Raw genomic sequence first — 15,094 nt, forward strand, 5'->3', positions numbered from 1 at the left:
CTGTCGTTTTCCTGTCGGGATGCTTTCAACTGGTTATCGATGTGTTCTCTGTGTGAGCAGGGGTCTGGCGCCCACGGCCGGGTGGCGCAATATGAGCGGGTGGAAAAAGTACGACTCCTCGTCGTGGACGACGACCCGCCGATCGCCGACCTGGTCGCGACGGTCGCGCGGTACGAGGGCTGGGACGCGGTCACCGCGTATTCGGGTGAGGACGCGCTGGCCCGGGCGGCCGACTTCCGGCCGGACATCGTCGTGCTCGACCTGATGCTGCCGGACCTGGACGGCTTCGGGGTGCTCGACCGGCTGCGGCACTCCGGGACGATGGTGCCGGTGGTGTTCCTCACGGCCCGCGACGGGGTCGCCGACCGGGTCGCGGGGCTGACCCGGGGCGGGGACGACTACCTGGTCAAGCCGTTCGCCGTGGAGGAGCTGATGGCCCGGCTGCGGACCGTGCTGCGGCGCAGCGCCGGTCCCGGCTTCCAGCGGTCGGTGCTCCGGATCGCCGATCTGACGATGGACGAGGACACCCGTGAGGTCCGCCGCGCCGACCGGCTGCTCTCCCTGACCCCCACCGAGTTCGAGGTGCTGCGCTACCTGATGCGCAAGTCGCCGACCGTGCTCACCAAGGCGCAGATCCTCGACCATGTGTGGGAGTACGGCTTCGGCGGCCGCTCCAACGTCGTGGAGCTGGTGGTCAGCCGGCTGCGCCGCAAGATGGACGAGGCCGGCGGGGAGCCGCTGATCCACACCGTGCGCGGCTTCGGGTACGTCATCCGGCAGCAGGCCGCGGAGTGATCGGCCGGCTGCTGCGCTCGTACCGGAGCATGCGCCTGGGCACCCGTCTGGCGCTGGGACTGGGGGCGCTGGCCCTGGTGGTGTTCGCGGTCGTCGGCACGGCCCTGACCACCTATATGCGGGACTATCTCTCGGCCCAGCTCGATGACCAGCTCGGGCTCGCCCAGACCGCCCAGTCGAAGAGCATCGTGCAGAACGGCACCCTCCAGGGCAAGAAGTACTACCACTGGTACTACGCCGTGTACGACGTCTCGCACGGCACCCCGGTGCTGCGCAAGCCCGAGGAGAGCAGTGACCTGCCCTCGGACATCGCCCCGCTCACCTCGGTGGCGAAGGCGCAGATCGCCGCGGGCACCGAGGTGCTGCGCACCAAGGACCTGACCGGCCAGGGCGAGTACCGGCTGCGCGGCTGCGAGGTGGAGCCGGGGGTGGTGCTGGTCAGCGGCGCGCCGACGGGCACCATCGACGACACGGTACGACAGCTGGTCACCGTCCAGGTGGTGGCGTTCGGGCTGGCCCTGCTGGCGCTGGTGGTGTTCGGCCGCCGGCTGCTGCGCAGTGGCCTGGAGCCGCTGAGCGACATGGCGCACACCGCGCACGGCATCGCCTCGCACAACCTGACCGAGTCGGCGGCCCGGCTGCCGCTGCGCGCGGCCAAGCGGGGCGGCGGCCCCGAGGTCGAGGAGCTGCGCACCGCGTTCAACACGATGCTCGAACACATCGACCACTCCCTCGCCGTCCGCGCCGAGGCCGAGCAGCGGCTGCGCCGGTTCGTCGCGGACGCCTCGCACGAGCTGCGCACGCCGCTGATGTCGGTACGCGGCTACGCCGACCTCTTCCAGTACGCGGCCGCCAACGCCCCCGAGGAACGCGACAAGCACCTGGCCCGGCTGCGCGCGGAGGCCGCGCGGATGGGCATCCTCCTCGACGACCTGCTGCTGCTCGCCCGGCTGGACGCGGCCGAGGTGGAAGCCCCGCTGCGGCTGGAGGACACCGATCTGACCGAGCTGGTGCGGGAGGCCGCGGACGCCTTCCGCGCGGCCCACACCGGCCATCCCCTGACGGTGACCACCGGCCCGGACCCGGTCCCGCTCCGCCTCGACCCGGTCCGTATCCGCCAGGTCCTGGACAACCTCCTCACCAACGCGGCGGTGCACACGCCCACGGGCACACCGGTCTCCGTGTCCGTCACCGTCACGCCCGATTCGGCCTCCGTGAGCGTCGGCGACCGGGGCCCCGGCATCCCGCCCGCCGACCGGGCCCAGGTCTTCGACCGCTTCTACCGCGTCGACAAGGCCCGCAGCCGCGACCGCGGCGGCAGCGGCCTCGGCCTCTCGGTGGCCCGCGCCCTCCTCCAGGCCCACGGCGGCACCATCACCCTGACCGACGCCCCGGAGCACACCACCGTGTTCACCCTGACTCTGCCCCGGCTGAACGGCCGGTGAGCGCGGGCACGCTCCCGAACGCGGGCCCGAGGGCCGGACCGTCGAACGCCGTGCTGCCGCCGTCCCGGGCGCCGATCGGGGTCGGTACCCGCACACCTTGTGCCTGATGAGCGGTCGTCGCCGGCGCGTGGAGCGGTGTCCGTCCGGCGATATCCCCTCGCCTCGGTGGAGCGGAGAGGTCAGGCCACCGCCCTACCCGCCTAGCCCTCCTCTGGTTCGAGCGGGCCCTGCCGGGGATGTGGGCGCGCCGCGAGGACCGCGACGTCGTCCTCGGCGTTGCGGGCGTCGAGGCGGGTGAGGATGGATTCGAGGAGGGCGTCGACCCCGACGGCAGGGCTGAAGTGGAGGGCGGCCAGGCGGTGCAGGGAGCGGTCGATGTCCTCGCCGCGGTGTTCGACGAGGCCGTCGGTGAAGAGGATCAGGGCCTGGTCGGGTTCGATCCGGTGGGTGGCCGACTCGTAGCCGCCGAAGCCGGTGCCCAGGGGCGGGCCCACGGGGACCGGCAGGAGTGAGGTCCGGCCGGCCCCGGTGATCAGCGCGGGCGGCAGATGGCCGGCGCTGGCCAGGGTGACCTGGCCGCGGCTCGGGTCGACGCGCACCAGCAGGCAGGTCGCGGGTCTGCGGTCGGCCTCGGTGGCAGCGATGTCGTCGAGCTGGCGCAGCACCCGGTGCGGAGGCAGCTCGGAGGAGGCGATGTAGCGCAGGGAGGAGCGGTAGGCGTTCATGTCGACGGCGGCCTCCAGGCCGTGGCCCATCACATCGCCGACGACCAGCAGGGTGCGCCCGAAGTGCAGCCGTACGGTCTCGCACCAGTCGCCGCCGACCAGCACCCGCCCGCCGGCCGGGAGGTAGCGGATCGCCACGTCGAGGTTCGGGTGTGGGCGGCCCGGCTCGGAGAGCAGGGCCCGCTGCAGGTCGCCCGCGGTGCGGTTGACCTGCTCGTACTCCCGGGCGTGCCGGATGTGGGAGGCGGCGCGTTCGGCGAGGAGGGCCAGCAGCTCGGCCTCCGCACGGGTGAAGGCGATGCCCTCCCGGGCGCACACCAGGACGCCGTACTGGTCGGACCCGCTGGTCAGGGGCGCGCACAGGGCCGGACGGATACCGCCGGCGGCCGGGCGGGACAGCCAGGGGTCCGCCCAGCGGTCGGCCGCCGGGGTCCCCGCGTCCCGGGCCACCGCCGTCGCCCAGCGGGCGTCCGGCAGCAGGTCGGGGTCGCCGGTGATCGACTCGTAGCCGGAGACGGTGTCCCCGGTCCGGCGCATCACGGCCGCGCCGCCGCCGACGGTCCGTACCACCGCCCGGGTCAGTTCCGTGCAGGTCGTGGGCTCGTCGAGGGTCGTGCCGATGCCCGCCGCCACCGTCCGCAGCAGCCTCAGCGGCGCGGCCGGATCGCCGGCCGCGGTGAGCCCGTCCGGGCCGCCCCGACGGGCCGGCCGGCCCGACCGGCCCGGGCCGTCGGCGGACGCGGCTCCCCTGCGGGACTGGAACCATCGCGCGACACCCGACACCCTCACAGAATCTCAAACAGCACCGCACCGGGCACCAGCCACTCACACCTCAGGGCTGTCGGAGGCGGTTCGCCGGGCCGGCGAGCGCGCAGGTTGCCGCGGCCTACGGCCGTGCGCCCTCGCCCCAGGGGTGCGGCAGGCGGCCGCGGCACGTCCACGACGAACGGTTCACCCCGGGCGGCCCCGCGCGGGTGCCCGCCGTCGCCCGCGCCCGCCGAGGCCGCTCCCCGGCGCCGAGGAGCGAACCCGCCGGTCAGCCCCCGTCCGGTGTCCAGGCCGCGACCAGCTCCAGCAGGCCGGGGAACCGGGTCTCGAGGTCGTCGACGCGGACATGGCTGCGGCGCTCCAGGCCGTACTGGCGCTGCCGGGTGACGCCCGCCTCGCGCAGGGCCTTGAAGTGATGGGTCAGCGAGGACTTGGGCCGGTCGAAGCCGAACCAGCCGCAGGTGTGGTCGAACCGCTCGGACTCCAGCAGGAGCTTCTGCACGATACGCAGGCGCAGCGGGTCGCTCAGGGCGCCCAGCACCACCTCCAGCCGCAGGTCCTCCACCGCCGGCTCGGGCAGCGGCTCGGGCAGATCCGCGGGTACCGGCAGCACCTTGAAGTCCGGCACCCGCACCGATGCCTGACGCGCCGTGGATGGCATGGACAACTCCTCCTGACCTGAATCCCCTGTACGACTCCAATCGTACTGCATGCTATGTTCGAGGAAACTCGTACTGCACCAGCAGGAGGGACCTGTCATGTCGGAGAGTCGAACCGCACCCGTGAAGGCGGTGGGCGGGCGGGAGGCCGCGGTGGAGGAGCCGCCGCGGGCGGGCACCGCTCCCACCTGGTGGGTATGGCTGGCCGCCTGGCCGGTGACGGCCGTCTTCATCCTGTCCAACGCGGCGACGCCGCTGTACGTGCTGTGGCAGCGGCAGATCGGGTTCTCCAAGGGGACCCTGACCGTGATCTTCGCCTTCTACATCGTCGGCCTGCTCGGATCCCTGCTCGTCTCCGGCGTCGTCTCCGACCGGCTCGGCCGCAAGACGGTCCTGCTGCCCGCGCTGGGGCTCGCGCTGGCCGCCTGTGTCATCTTCGCGACCGCCGGCGGCGTGGCCGCGCTGATCGTGGCCCGGCTGTTCACCGGCATCGCCGTCGGCGCGGTCGTCTCCGCGGGCATGGCCGCCGTGACGGACGTGGCAGGCGGGCACCGCAAGCGGCTCGCGGCCCTGCTCGCCTCCTGCGCCATGGTCTTCGGGGCCGGCCTCGGCCCGCTCCTCGCGGGCGTGCTGTCCGAGACCCTGCCCGGCCCCACCGTCACCGTCTTCGTGGTGGAGATGGCGCTGCTCGCCACCGCCGTCCTCGCCGTGCTGCGCATGCCGGTGCGCCGCCCCGCCGGCCCCGCCAAGGGCGCCTGGATCCGCGTACCCGGTGTCCCGCACGGCAGCGGCCGGCAGCTCGTCCTCGGCATCGCGGTGTTCGCGCCCGGCATCACCGCGACCTCGTTCGTGCTCTCGCTCGGTCCTTCACTGCTGTCCGGCCTGCTCGGCACCACCAGCCGGATCGTCGCCGGAGCCATGGCGTTCGCGATGTTCCTGGCCGCGACCGGTGTGCAGTTCGCGGTGCAGAAGCTGCCCCGGCGCACCATCCTGACCGCCGGCGCGATCAGCACCACGCTCAGCATGATCACGCTGGTCACCGCCGTGCACACCTCGTCGGTCCCGGTGCTGATCGCCTCCGCGCTGCTGGCCGGGGCCGGTCAGGGCATGGGGCAGCTCGGCGGGCTCTCCCTGCTCAACCACAGCGTGCCGGCCCAGCGCCTCGCCGAGGCCAACGCGGCCCTCAACGTGGGCGGTTACGTACCGGCGGGCCTGTTGCCGGTCTCGGCCGGCTACCTCAGCGACGCCATCGGGCTGACCAGCGGCGCGACCGTGTTCGCCGTCGTCCTGATGAGCCTCGCCGTCACCGGCGGCCTGGTGGTCGTCGCCTCCCGGCACAAGGTCGCCGAGCCCGCGTGAGCGGTCGGCACCCGCACACCTCCCTCCCCTGGCGCACCGCGGCACCGGCCGCGGTGCGCCGTCGTACCGGAGTCGACCCCTCACGCGCGGATCGCGTGGAAGAGCAGCTCGCTGGACTCGGCCCAGCGGTCCGCCACATCCGTCCGGCCGTGCAGCACGTCCGAGATGTGCTGGGCGCCGAAGAAGGCGGAGACCAGCACGCGCGCGGCCGCCCGCGGGTCGACCCCGTCCCGGAGCTCACCGGAGGCGGCGGCGGCGAGCAGCAGGGACTCGAGGAGTTCCGTCCAGTCGAGGTACGGCGTCGGCAGTTCGGCGTCGATCTGCGGGCGCTCGATCTGCAGCCGCGCCCCCGCCTGCACGATGACGTCGTCGCGGAAGGCCACGGCGGCCCGCTCCAGCAGGCGGGCGGCGGTGCCGAGCGGACCGTGCCCCTCGGTCACGACCTGCTCCAGCAGGGCCGGCCAGCGCGCGTAGTGCTCCTCCACCACGGCGACCGCGAGGGCCTCTTTGGTGGGGTAGTGGAAGTAGACGGCCCCCTTGGTCATCTCCACCCGGTCGGCCACGTCCTTGACCGAGGTGTGGCGGAATCCATGCTCCGCGAACAGCTCCGACGCCGCGGTCAGCACCAGCTGCCGGGTGCGCGCGGACCGGTCCTGCTTGGGATCGGGCCCCCTTCTGGTGACGATCTTCCGGTGGGCGAACGAGGAATACGCCGACTGCGGCTCCACCATGGCTCTGTTCCTCTGTGTCTGGCGGCTTCCACCGGCTCTGGCCGGCTTCCACGGGTACGGACATGACGTGTACGACCCGGCGGACGGTTCCGTCCGGCCAGGTTGGCGAAAAACGTTCTCTACAAGAAACCTTCTGGAAGGTATCTTTCTCAGGGTCGCATCCCGTGGGGACGGGACGACAGCGGGCCCGCTCCCGCTGCCGCGACTACGGGGAGGAAGCAGAACATGCATTTCGTACCACCACTCGCCCTGCCGCCGGAACCCCACGGCCTCCAAGACCCCTGGAACGGGCTCCGTTTCGACCACCCCGTGCCGCGCGAGACGGTGCACAAGTACGAGGCCTCGGAAGTCCTGCTCACGGATGCGGCACGGCTGGAGGAGGAACGGTTCGCCGTCGGCGCCGCATGGCACCGCGACCACTTCCTGGACGACCAGGGCGGCCCGACGTCCGACCCGGTCCTGCTCGCGGAGACGGCGCGGCAGGCGGCCATCCACCTGTCGCACCGCTTCCACGAGGTGCCGTACGGCCACCACTTCGTCCTCGGCGAACTCGGCGTGGAACTCACCGCGCCGCTGCCCGCGCCGGGTACGGCGCCCCTCGTGCTCGGTCTCGACACCCGGTGCCTGCGCACGGACCGGCATCCGCGCCGGACGAGGCTGGAGCTGGACGCGGAGGTGCACTCGCCGGCCGGCCGGGCGGGACGGGCGCGGGTGCGCTGGGAGGTGCTGGAGCCGCGCCGCTACGCGCTGCTCAGGAAGCGCGGCACCGCCGACGCCTGCGCGGCTCCCGCACCGGAGCCCGCCAGGGCCGTACCCCTGGCGCCGTCGCGGGTCGGGCAGCGGCGGGACCGCGACGTCCTGATATCCGCCGACCCGGCGCGGCCCGAGCGCTGGTGGCTGCGGCTGGACCTCGACCACCCCGTCCTGTTCGACCACCCGTCGGACCACATCCCGGGCATGGCGCTCCTCGCCGCCTTCCGCCAGGTGGCCGTCGCCACCGCCGCGGACCGGCCCCGGTACATAAAGTCGATGGTCACCCGGTTCACCTCGTTCGGCGAGCTGGACCTGCCGGTGTCGGTCACCGCGGAGCGCGTCGGCGACGTGGACGGCACCGGGCGCGAGGTCGAGCTCCTGCTCCGGGCGGAACAGGGAAGCCACGAGCTCGCGTCCGCGCGCGTGATCTCGGCGCTGCCGTGCGCCGACCGCCGGCTCGCCGGAGCGACATGCTGACCGTGCCCCGGACGGACCGCGCACCGGCACGCCCGGTCCCGGAGCCGGCCGGACTCACGGAACTCGCCCGCGAGGCGGCACTCCGGGCCGAGGAGCAGCGCAGGCTGACGCCCGAGGTCGTCGCCGCCATCACCGCCGCCGGCTTCCCGCGCCACTTCGTGCCGGGCCGCTGGGGCGGCGCGGCCGGGGAGTTCGGGGCGCTCGTGACCGCCGTCGCGGAGGTCGCGGAGTCCTGCGGGTCCACGGCGTGGTGCGCCGCGCTGTATGCCGCGCACGGCCGGCTGGCCGCCTATCTGCCCGCCGAGGGGCAGCGCGAGGTCTGGGAGCGGGGCCCCGGCGCGCGGATCGCCGCCGCCGTCGTACCGCCCCAGGGGCGTGCGGTGGCGGAGGGAGACGGCTGGCGGCTCGACGGTGAGTGGCGGCCCGCCAGCGGGGTGGACCACGCCGACTGGGTGCTGCTCGCCTCGTGGACGCCCGGCGGCGCCGAACCGGAGCACCGGATCTTCGCCGTGCCCCGCGCGGAGCTGTCGGTGCGGGACACCTGGCACACGTCGGGGCTGCGCGGGACGGGCAGCAACACCGTGGTGGCCGACGGGGTACGGGTGCCGGGCCACCGCTCGTTCACGCTGGACGCGCTGCTGCGCCCGCAGCCCGGCGCGGCCCGCTGCCACACCGTCCCCTTCCCCATGGTCGCCGCCCTCCTCTTCGCCGCCCCCCTGCTCGGCATCGCCCGGGGAGCCCTGCGCGCCTGGATCCGCGAGCGGACCGCCGTGGCGTCCCCGCACCCGGCGACGCACACCGTGCTGTCCCGGGCGTCGGCGCACATCCACTGCGCCGGGCTGCTGCTCGGCGGAGCGGCCGAACGGGCCGACCACGCGGAGATCACCGCGCTCGCGGTCGCCGAGAACCGCAGGGACGCGACAGCGGCCGCCGCCCTGTGCCGGGAGGCGGTGGACGAGCTGTTCCGCACCTGCGGTCTGCGCGCCCAGTCGCCGGACCACCCCGTGCAGCGGGCCTGGCGGGACGCCACGGCGGCGGCGGGCCACGCCACGCTCGACCCCGACGCCGCGGCCCGGGCGTACGCGGCCGCCGTGCTGTCCGCGGAACCGGGCGGCTCGCCGTGACCGAGGCACGACACCAGCCGTCCATGGCCTTCTTCGACGTCGACGAGACCCTGCTGGCCACGAAGACCCTGCTCGACTTCTGGGACTTCTGGGCCGCTTCGGGTGCCTGGCCGCTCCCCGACCGCGTGCCCGATCTGCGGGCCCTGGTGGCGGCGGGCGGGGACCGCGACACCCTGAACCGGGAGTACTACCGCCGGTTCGCCGGAGTGCCCGTCTCCACGCTGACCTCGATGGCGCGCCGCTGGTACGACGCCCACAGCCGGGGGCCGCGGGCGTTCGTGACCACCGCGGTCGAGGCGCTCGACGCCCACCGGTGCCGTGGCGACGAGGTGGTGCTCGTGTCCGGTTCCCTGCGCCCGCTGCTGGAAGCGGTGGCGGAGGACTTCGGGGCCGCCGCGGTGCGGTGCGCCGAGCAGTCCGTGACGGACGGCGGGCTGCTCACCGGCGAGGTGGACCGCCCGATGATCGGACAGGCCAAGGCCGACGCGGTCACCGCCTTCGTACACGAGCGGGGAGCGCGCGCCGAGGACTGCTGGGCCTACGGCGACCACGTGAGCGATCTCGCCATGCTGCGGTCGGTCGGGCATCCGGTGGTGGTCGGCGGCTCACCACCGCTGACGGCGGAGGCCCGGCGGGCCGGCTGGACCGTGCTCGCCGGGCACACCGGGCCGCGCCGCACGGCGGTGGGCGGCGGACGGTCCGTGGCCGCCTCGGACAACAGCCGATGACCGGCCGGTTCCCCCCTCCCCAAAACATTCCTTCGCGAGGGTATGTTTATTCCCTCGTCAAGACTGGAGGGCACCCGCATGGTCAGACAGGAACGGGCGCTGCGCACCCGGGAGAAGGTCCTGGACGCCGCAGCAGAGGAGTTCGCCGTCCAGGGCTACAGCAGAGCCACGCTCAACGCCGTGGCCGCGCGGACCGGGATGACGAAGGGTGCCCTCTACGGGCACTTCGCGTCCAAGGAGGTCCTCGCCTGTGCCCTGCTGTCACAGTCCCACGAGGTGTGGGAGGAGATAGTGCTGACCCGGAACACCCCCGGCGTCACCGCCCGGACGGCGCTGGAGACCCTCGTCCTCGACCTCGCCCGCCGGCTGAAGGCGGACGTCCGGCTGCGGGCCGCCCTGCGGCTGGCCACCGACTGCCCGAGCCTGACCCGAGGGCTGCCGGACGTCTCCGAGGACGTGCGGCGCGGCCTGGTCGAACTCGTCCGGCGCGCGCAGCAGGAGGGCAGCATGCCCCCGCGTCCGCCCGAACTCGTCGCCCAGCTGCTGCTGGCCGCGATGCACGGCGCGCTGCACGCGTCCTTCGGGCCCACGGGGTGCACCGACGCCTCCGCCTGGGAGGCGGTGTGGCAGCTGCTCCTGGACGCGCTCACCGGCGATCCCCGGACGCCGCCGGGCGACCGGGGGACCGAAGGAGGAGCGCACAGCCGATGAGCAGTGCGTTGCGAACCCGTTAAAAATACCTTCGAGAAGGATTTTTCTGTGATGCTGAGGTGGCCCCGGTCCGCCAGGGCCGCCTCGGCACGGCAGCCGGCGGACCGGGCCGCGGTCAGGACTCGACACCTGCAAGGGGGAAAAGCGAATGACTGTGCTGGACGAACGGGTCGGGCCGTTCCCGCTCGGCCGGATCCACGACAAGGACACCCTCGGTGACCCGACCCACGAAGGAGTGGGACACGCCGTCACCCACGCCGAACATGTCGACGACTTCGACATGCGGCACCTCCGCTATTTCCTGACCGTGGTCCGGGCGGGCACTGTTTCCGGAGCCGCGCAGGAACTGCGGATATCCCAACCGAGTCTGAGCCAGCAGATCAAACGGCTGGAGCAGCGGATAGGCGCACCGCTTTTCATCCGGAGTTCACGTGGTGTCGAATTGACCACGGGCGGGCGAGCATTCCTGAGGGAAATCCAGAGCATTCCCGGCCAGCTGCGGTCCGCCATCGCGGCCGCCGCCCCGTCTCCCCTGGTCTGGCCCGTGGGCGTGTGCGGCGGCGTACCGGCCGAGGTGCTCGCCGAGGTGCAGAACGGCCTCACCGGCCGGCCCGGCGACCGCGCCGAGGGCCGCGCGGAGCCGGCGCTGCGGATGCGCTCCGTCAACGCGGCGGACCAGTCGGAACTACTGCAGCACGGCGAGCTCGCCTTCGGGATCGTACGGCTGCCGGGGGCCGTGCCCGGTCTGGTACGGGCCGTGGTCTGGGACGAGCCGCTCGGCGTCGTCATGGACGCCGGCCATCCGCTGGCCCGCCGCCCGGGGCCGACCTGGTCGGACCTCTCGACGCAACGGCTCCTCTGGTACGACGAGGGATGCGCGCCCGGTTACGCGGACACCGTGCCCGCCCAGCTCGCCGCCCTCGGCTGGAACGCGGCGCTGCACCCCATCGACCAGGACCAGCAGGCCCTGTTCGTGCACGCGCTGCAGACCGCGGGCGACGTGGTGGCGCTGCGGCCGCGGCTCGCCGTCCAGGGCGACCCGCAGCTCGTCTGGCGCCCGCTGCCCACCAGGGCCGCACCGCGCGAGCGACTCGCCGTCACCGCGCTCGCCGACGGCCGCTCGGCCCGCCATCTGCGGACGGCGGCCGGCCGGCGCGGCTGGCCGCTCCTGACCTGATCACTCTTCCCCTCCCCCCCGGGGGGGGGGGGGGGGGGGGGGGGGGGGGGGGGGGGGGCGGGCGGGGGGGCGGGGGGGGGGGCGGGGCGCGCCGGCCCCCCATCTCGGCCGGCGGGCCGCCGGCCGCGGCGGGCGTCTCCTCACCTCATCAATCACCCCCCCCCCCCCGGGCGCCCCGCCCCCCCCCGGGCCCCCGCCCCGACCCTTTTCTTGGGCGAGCCTGCCTCGACCGGCAGCACCGGAATTTCACCGGAGACCGGCCGGAATATTTCATTCCGCGCACCGGAAGGTGAATTGGGTCACCTCCATAACCCCGGCCCTATGGCCGCCACGCGCTTTCCGTCTTGGACAGCGAAGAACACCGGAACCTAGCCTTTGAACACGAAACCAGTGGATGCGGAAATCGTTTCGTGGCCCTTTGTTTCGCACCTCATTTCCGATCCTTCCATCGGCCGCGCCGGGAAACAGAGGAGAAGCGTGATCTCGACCAAGCTGACCGAGCTGCTGGACATCGACCATCCGATCGTCAGCGCCCCGATGGGCTCCGTCTCCGGGGCCCGGCTCGCCACCGCCGTCACCCGCGCCGGAGGGCTGGGTCTGGTGGGCGTCAGCTACGGCGACGCCGCCTTCATCGACGAGCAGGTGGCCGCGACGGCGGAGCACGGCGGAGCCTGGGGCGTCGGCTGCGTGATGTTCACCTTCGACGAGCGACCCGGCCTGTGGGACAAAGTGCTGGGCTACGCGCCGCCGGTCATCGCCCTCTCCTTCGGCGACGCCGACCAGGTGCGCCGGTACGTGGGCTCCGCCGCCGAGAGCGGGGCGCGGGTGGTGGTGCAGGTGCACGACACCGAGCAGGCGGCCGTGGCCCTGCGGGCCGGGGCCCATGTGCTGGTGGCCCAGGGCGCCGAGGCCGGCGGCCATCACAAGACCCGGGCGACGCTGCCGCTGATCCCCGCCGTCCTCGATCTCGCGCGGGGCGCGGTACCCGTGGTGGCGGCCGGCGGTTTCGCGGACGGCCGGGGCCTGGCGGCCGCGCTGGCCCTCGGCGCCGACGGCGTGATGATGGGCACGCGGTTCGCGGTCACCGAGGAGTCCATGGGCACCACCGGCTTCAAGCGGGCCCTGGTGTCCGGCGCCACCGCCGACCTGGTGAACACCCGTTCCTTCGACGTCGTGCGCGGCATCCCGTGGGACGAGATGTACACGGCACGGTCGGTGGGCAACGCGTTCACCCGTGCCTGGACCGGGAAGGACGCGGAACTGGCCGCGCGGCGGGCCGGGGTCGAACCCGAGTGGACCGCGGCGGTCGCCCGCGACGACACGGGGCAGCGGGCGCTGTTCGCCGGCGAGGTCCTCGACCTGGTCGACGACGTGCCGTCGGCCGAGAGCGTGGTGCGGGACACCGTCGCCGAAGCCGAAACGGTTCTCCGCCGACTCGCCGGGAGCATCACGCCCGCGCCGTGAACACCGGCCCCCCTCCTGCCCCCTGACCGGCCACGTCCCGAACCCCCGGACGGGCGCCGATCCCCGAACCGACCGGAGTCCTGAAGTGATCCACGTCCTCACCCTCACCTACCTCGTCTCCCGCGAGACCGTCACCGCGCACCTTGCCGAGCACAAGGCATGGCTGCGCGACCACTCCGACCAGGGGCGCATCCTGCTGAGCGGGCCCCGCCCGGACGGCGGCGCCGTCATCGTCACGGCCGACCTCGACGAGGCCACCGTGCGCGAGCTGGTCGCCGGCGACCCGTGGACCCGGCTCGGCGTCGCGTCGTACGACATCGTCGCCTTCGAGGCGCGGGGCATCAGCCCCGGCGTGGTCACCGCCGCCGAGCCGGACGAGAGCGTGCTGCTCATCAACGTGGCCACCACCGACGACGCGCCGGCCTCGGTCGACGCCCTCGCCTCGGCCGTGGAGCACGTCGCCGCCACCGCCGACGGCTTCCGCGGCTCCCGCCTGCTGACCAGCGTCGACGGTGACGCGATGGTCAACCTCGCGGCCTGGGCGGACGAGAAGCGGTTCAACGCCATCTTCGACGACCCCGAGTTCCAGCGCCGCTACCGGGCCTTCGCGGACACCACCACCGGCGCCAAGTACCGCCTGTACCGGACGAGTCGGGTCATCACCCCGAACCGCTGACCGGCCGACCAACCGACCGGCCCCTCACCGCACGCCAGACATCTAGGAGACACCATGCCCACCTCGTCCACGTCCGCCGCGTACGACCTCGTGGTCGTCGGATTCGGCGCCGCAGGCCTGTCGGCCGCCCTGTCCTTCGCGGAGGCCACCGAGGGCCGCGAGACGCCCGCCCGGATAGCCGTGCTGGAACGGTCCGCCGAGCAGGAGCGCGGTGGCGCCACCCGCTGGACCGGCGCGTTCCTGCGGATCGACCAGAACAGGAAGCTGGACACGGACTGGGCCGAGCACGTCCGCCGGGTCTCCGGCGGCCTGGCCGACGTCGACTACTGCCGTACCGTCGAGCGGGAGGCTCCGCAGACCCTGGCCTTCGTCGAGAAGCACGGCGTCGAGATCGACTTCGCGGACTTCCCGCTCCCGCACACCTTCGAGGCGGGCACCCCGTCCATGACCCCGCCGGCCAGCCCCCGGGGCGGCGGCGCCTCGATCGTCGAGCACCTGGGCGCCGCCCTGGAGCGCGACCCCCGCGTCGAGATCCACTACGAGACCGAGGCGCTGCGCCTGACCACCGCCGAGGACGGCTCCGTGGACGGCGTCGTGGTGCGCGGATCCGACGGCCGCACCCGGCAGTTGACCGGCCGCGCGGTGGTGCTCGCCTGCGGCGGCTTCGAGGGCAACACCGAGATGCTCACCCGCTACCTGGGCGACCGCGCCTGCGACCTCCCGCTGATCGCGCCGGGCATCGCCAACAACCGCGGCGACGCGCTGCGCATGGCGCTGGAGCTCGGCGCGGACACGGCCGGCCAGTTCGACGGCATCCACGCCGAACCGGTCGACCGCCGTACCACCAAGGCCGACTCGGTGCTGTACGGCTTCCCGGCGGGCATCTTCGTCAACGGCCGGCTGGAGCGGTTCTTCGACGAGGGCCGTGACACCTGGGACAACACCTTCGAGCACATCGGCCACGAGATCTGGAAGAACCAGGACCAGGAGGCGTACTGGATCGCCGACGCCAAGACCCTGGCGATTCCGGGCATCATGAACTCCCTGCTCAGCGACGTGCCGCCGGAGCAGGCGGACTCCCTGGAGGAACTCGCCGGGAAGCTGGGCGTCGACGCCGAGGGCCTGGAGAAGACCGTCGCCGAGTTCAACGCGGCCGTCGCCCCCGGGGAGTTCGACCCGACCCGGCTGGACGGCAAGCACACCGTCGGCATCACCCCGCCGAAGTCCAACTGGGCCACCCCGCTGGACACCGCGCCGTTCATCGGCGTCCCGGTGACCGCGGCGATCTGCTTCACCTACGGCGGTGTCCGCACCGACCTCGACGCCCGCGTCGTCACCCCGTCCGGCACCGCCATCCCCGGCCTGTATGCCGCGGGCGAGGCCACCGGCCTCTTCTACCACGCCTACCCGCCGGCCACCTCGGTCCTGCGCTCGCTCATCTTCGGACGGCTCGCCGCGCACCACGCGGCCACCGCCCGGCAGACCGTCTGACCCCACCCACA

14 protein-coding genes are annotated in these 15,094 nt (G+C 73.5%); 11 read left to right on the forward strand and 3 right to left on the reverse strand.

From position 1 onward, the window contains the following. Positions 1-39 precede the first annotated feature (39 nt). Together ACGFZS_RS24795 and ACGFZS_RS24800 are read left to right on the forward strand one after the other, a co-directional pair. Positions 40-795 carry a response regulator transcription factor gene (locus tag ACGFZS_RS24795; protein ID WP_393796964.1) on the forward strand — a complete coding sequence of 252 codons (756 nt, stop codon included), beginning with the start codon at positions 40-42 and terminating at the stop codon, positions 793-795. After that, positions 792-2,240, forward strand: a complete 1,449-nt coding sequence (locus ACGFZS_RS24800) for a sensor histidine kinase (RefSeq protein ID WP_393796965.1) — start codon at positions 792-794, stop codon at positions 2,238-2,240. Before ACGFZS_RS24795 ends, ACGFZS_RS24800 begins: the two co-directional genes overlap by 4 nt. A 200-nt stretch (positions 2,241-2,440) precedes the next feature. Here ACGFZS_RS24800 and ACGFZS_RS24805 read toward each other — a convergent pair whose 3' ends face one another. Continuing rightward, entirely contained in the window at positions 2,441-3,748 is a 1,308-nt protein-coding gene (locus ACGFZS_RS24805; RefSeq protein ID WP_393796966.1) for a PP2C family protein-serine/threonine phosphatase, read from the reverse strand. 253 nt (positions 3,749-4,001) lie between these two features. Beyond that, the gene (locus ACGFZS_RS24810; protein WP_393796967.1) at positions 4,002-4,394 is read right to left on the reverse strand and encodes an ArsR/SmtB family transcription factor; all 393 of its coding nucleotides are present in this window, start codon (positions 4,392-4,394) and stop codon (positions 4,002-4,004) included. A 97-nt stretch (positions 4,395-4,491) separates the two neighbouring features. Between ACGFZS_RS24810 and ACGFZS_RS24815 the strand changes: the two genes are divergently transcribed. Continuing rightward, on the forward strand, positions 4,492-5,751 hold the full coding sequence (locus ACGFZS_RS24815; protein ID WP_393796968.1) for an MFS transporter: 1,260 nt from the start codon (positions 4,492-4,494) through the stop codon (positions 5,749-5,751). 80 nt (positions 5,752-5,831) lie between these two features. Here ACGFZS_RS24815 and ACGFZS_RS24820 read toward each other — a convergent pair whose 3' ends face one another. After that, the gene (locus ACGFZS_RS24820; RefSeq protein ID WP_393654424.1) at positions 5,832-6,482 is read right to left on the reverse strand and encodes a ScbR family autoregulator-binding transcription factor; all 651 of its coding nucleotides are present in this window, start codon (positions 6,480-6,482) and stop codon (positions 5,832-5,834) included. A 225-nt stretch (positions 6,483-6,707) separates the two neighbouring features. On the opposite strand from ACGFZS_RS24820, the gene ACGFZS_RS24825 reads away from it, so the two are divergent. From ACGFZS_RS24825 to ACGFZS_RS24860, 8 genes are all read left to right on the forward strand, one after another. After that, entirely contained in the window at positions 6,708-7,712 is a 1,005-nt protein-coding gene (locus ACGFZS_RS24825; RefSeq protein WP_393796969.1) for a ScbA/BarX family gamma-butyrolactone biosynthesis protein, read from the forward strand. Continuing rightward, positions 7,706-8,836, forward strand: coding sequence for an oxidoreductase (locus ACGFZS_RS24830; RefSeq protein WP_393796970.1), 1,131 nt, complete (start codon positions 7,706-7,708; stop codon positions 8,834-8,836). Before ACGFZS_RS24825 ends, ACGFZS_RS24830 begins: the two co-directional genes overlap by 7 nt. After that, positions 8,833-9,564, forward strand: coding sequence for an HAD family hydrolase (locus ACGFZS_RS24835; RefSeq protein WP_393796971.1), 732 nt, complete (start codon positions 8,833-8,835; stop codon positions 9,562-9,564). Before ACGFZS_RS24830 ends, ACGFZS_RS24835 begins: the two co-directional genes overlap by 4 nt. 78 nt (positions 9,565-9,642) lie before the next feature. Then, positions 9,643-10,275 (forward strand): TetR family transcriptional regulator, encoded by a 633-nt coding sequence (locus ACGFZS_RS24840; RefSeq protein WP_393796972.1) that lies wholly within the window; start codon positions 9,643-9,645, stop codon positions 10,273-10,275. 148 nt (positions 10,276-10,423) lie between these two features. Beyond that, complete coding sequence (locus ACGFZS_RS24845; protein ID WP_393796973.1) at positions 10,424-11,452, forward strand: LysR family transcriptional regulator; 1,029 nt, start codon at positions 10,424-10,426, stop codon at positions 11,450-11,452. Positions 11,453-11,929: 477 nt separating this feature from the next. Then, on the forward strand, positions 11,930-12,916 hold the full coding sequence (locus ACGFZS_RS24850; protein ID WP_393796974.1) for an NAD(P)H-dependent flavin oxidoreductase: 987 nt from the start codon (positions 11,930-11,932) through the stop codon (positions 12,914-12,916). 85 nt (positions 12,917-13,001) lie between these two features. Next, positions 13,002-13,592 carry a YciI family protein gene (locus ACGFZS_RS24855; RefSeq protein WP_365684118.1) on the forward strand — a complete coding sequence of 197 codons (591 nt, stop codon included), beginning with the start codon at positions 13,002-13,004 and terminating at the stop codon, positions 13,590-13,592. Positions 13,593-13,646: 54 nt separating this feature from the next. Next, the gene (locus tag ACGFZS_RS24860) at positions 13,647-15,083 is read left to right on the forward strand and encodes an FAD-binding protein (RefSeq protein ID WP_393796975.1); all 1,437 of its coding nucleotides are present in this window, start codon (positions 13,647-13,649) and stop codon (positions 15,081-15,083) included. The last annotated feature ends 11 nt before the right edge of the window (positions 15,084-15,094 follow it).

It is taken from the genome of Streptomyces sp. NPDC048288, from assembly GCF_043201555.1.
In the GTDB taxonomy this organism is placed as follows: Bacteria; Actinomycetota; Actinomycetes; order Streptomycetales; family Streptomycetaceae; genus Streptomyces.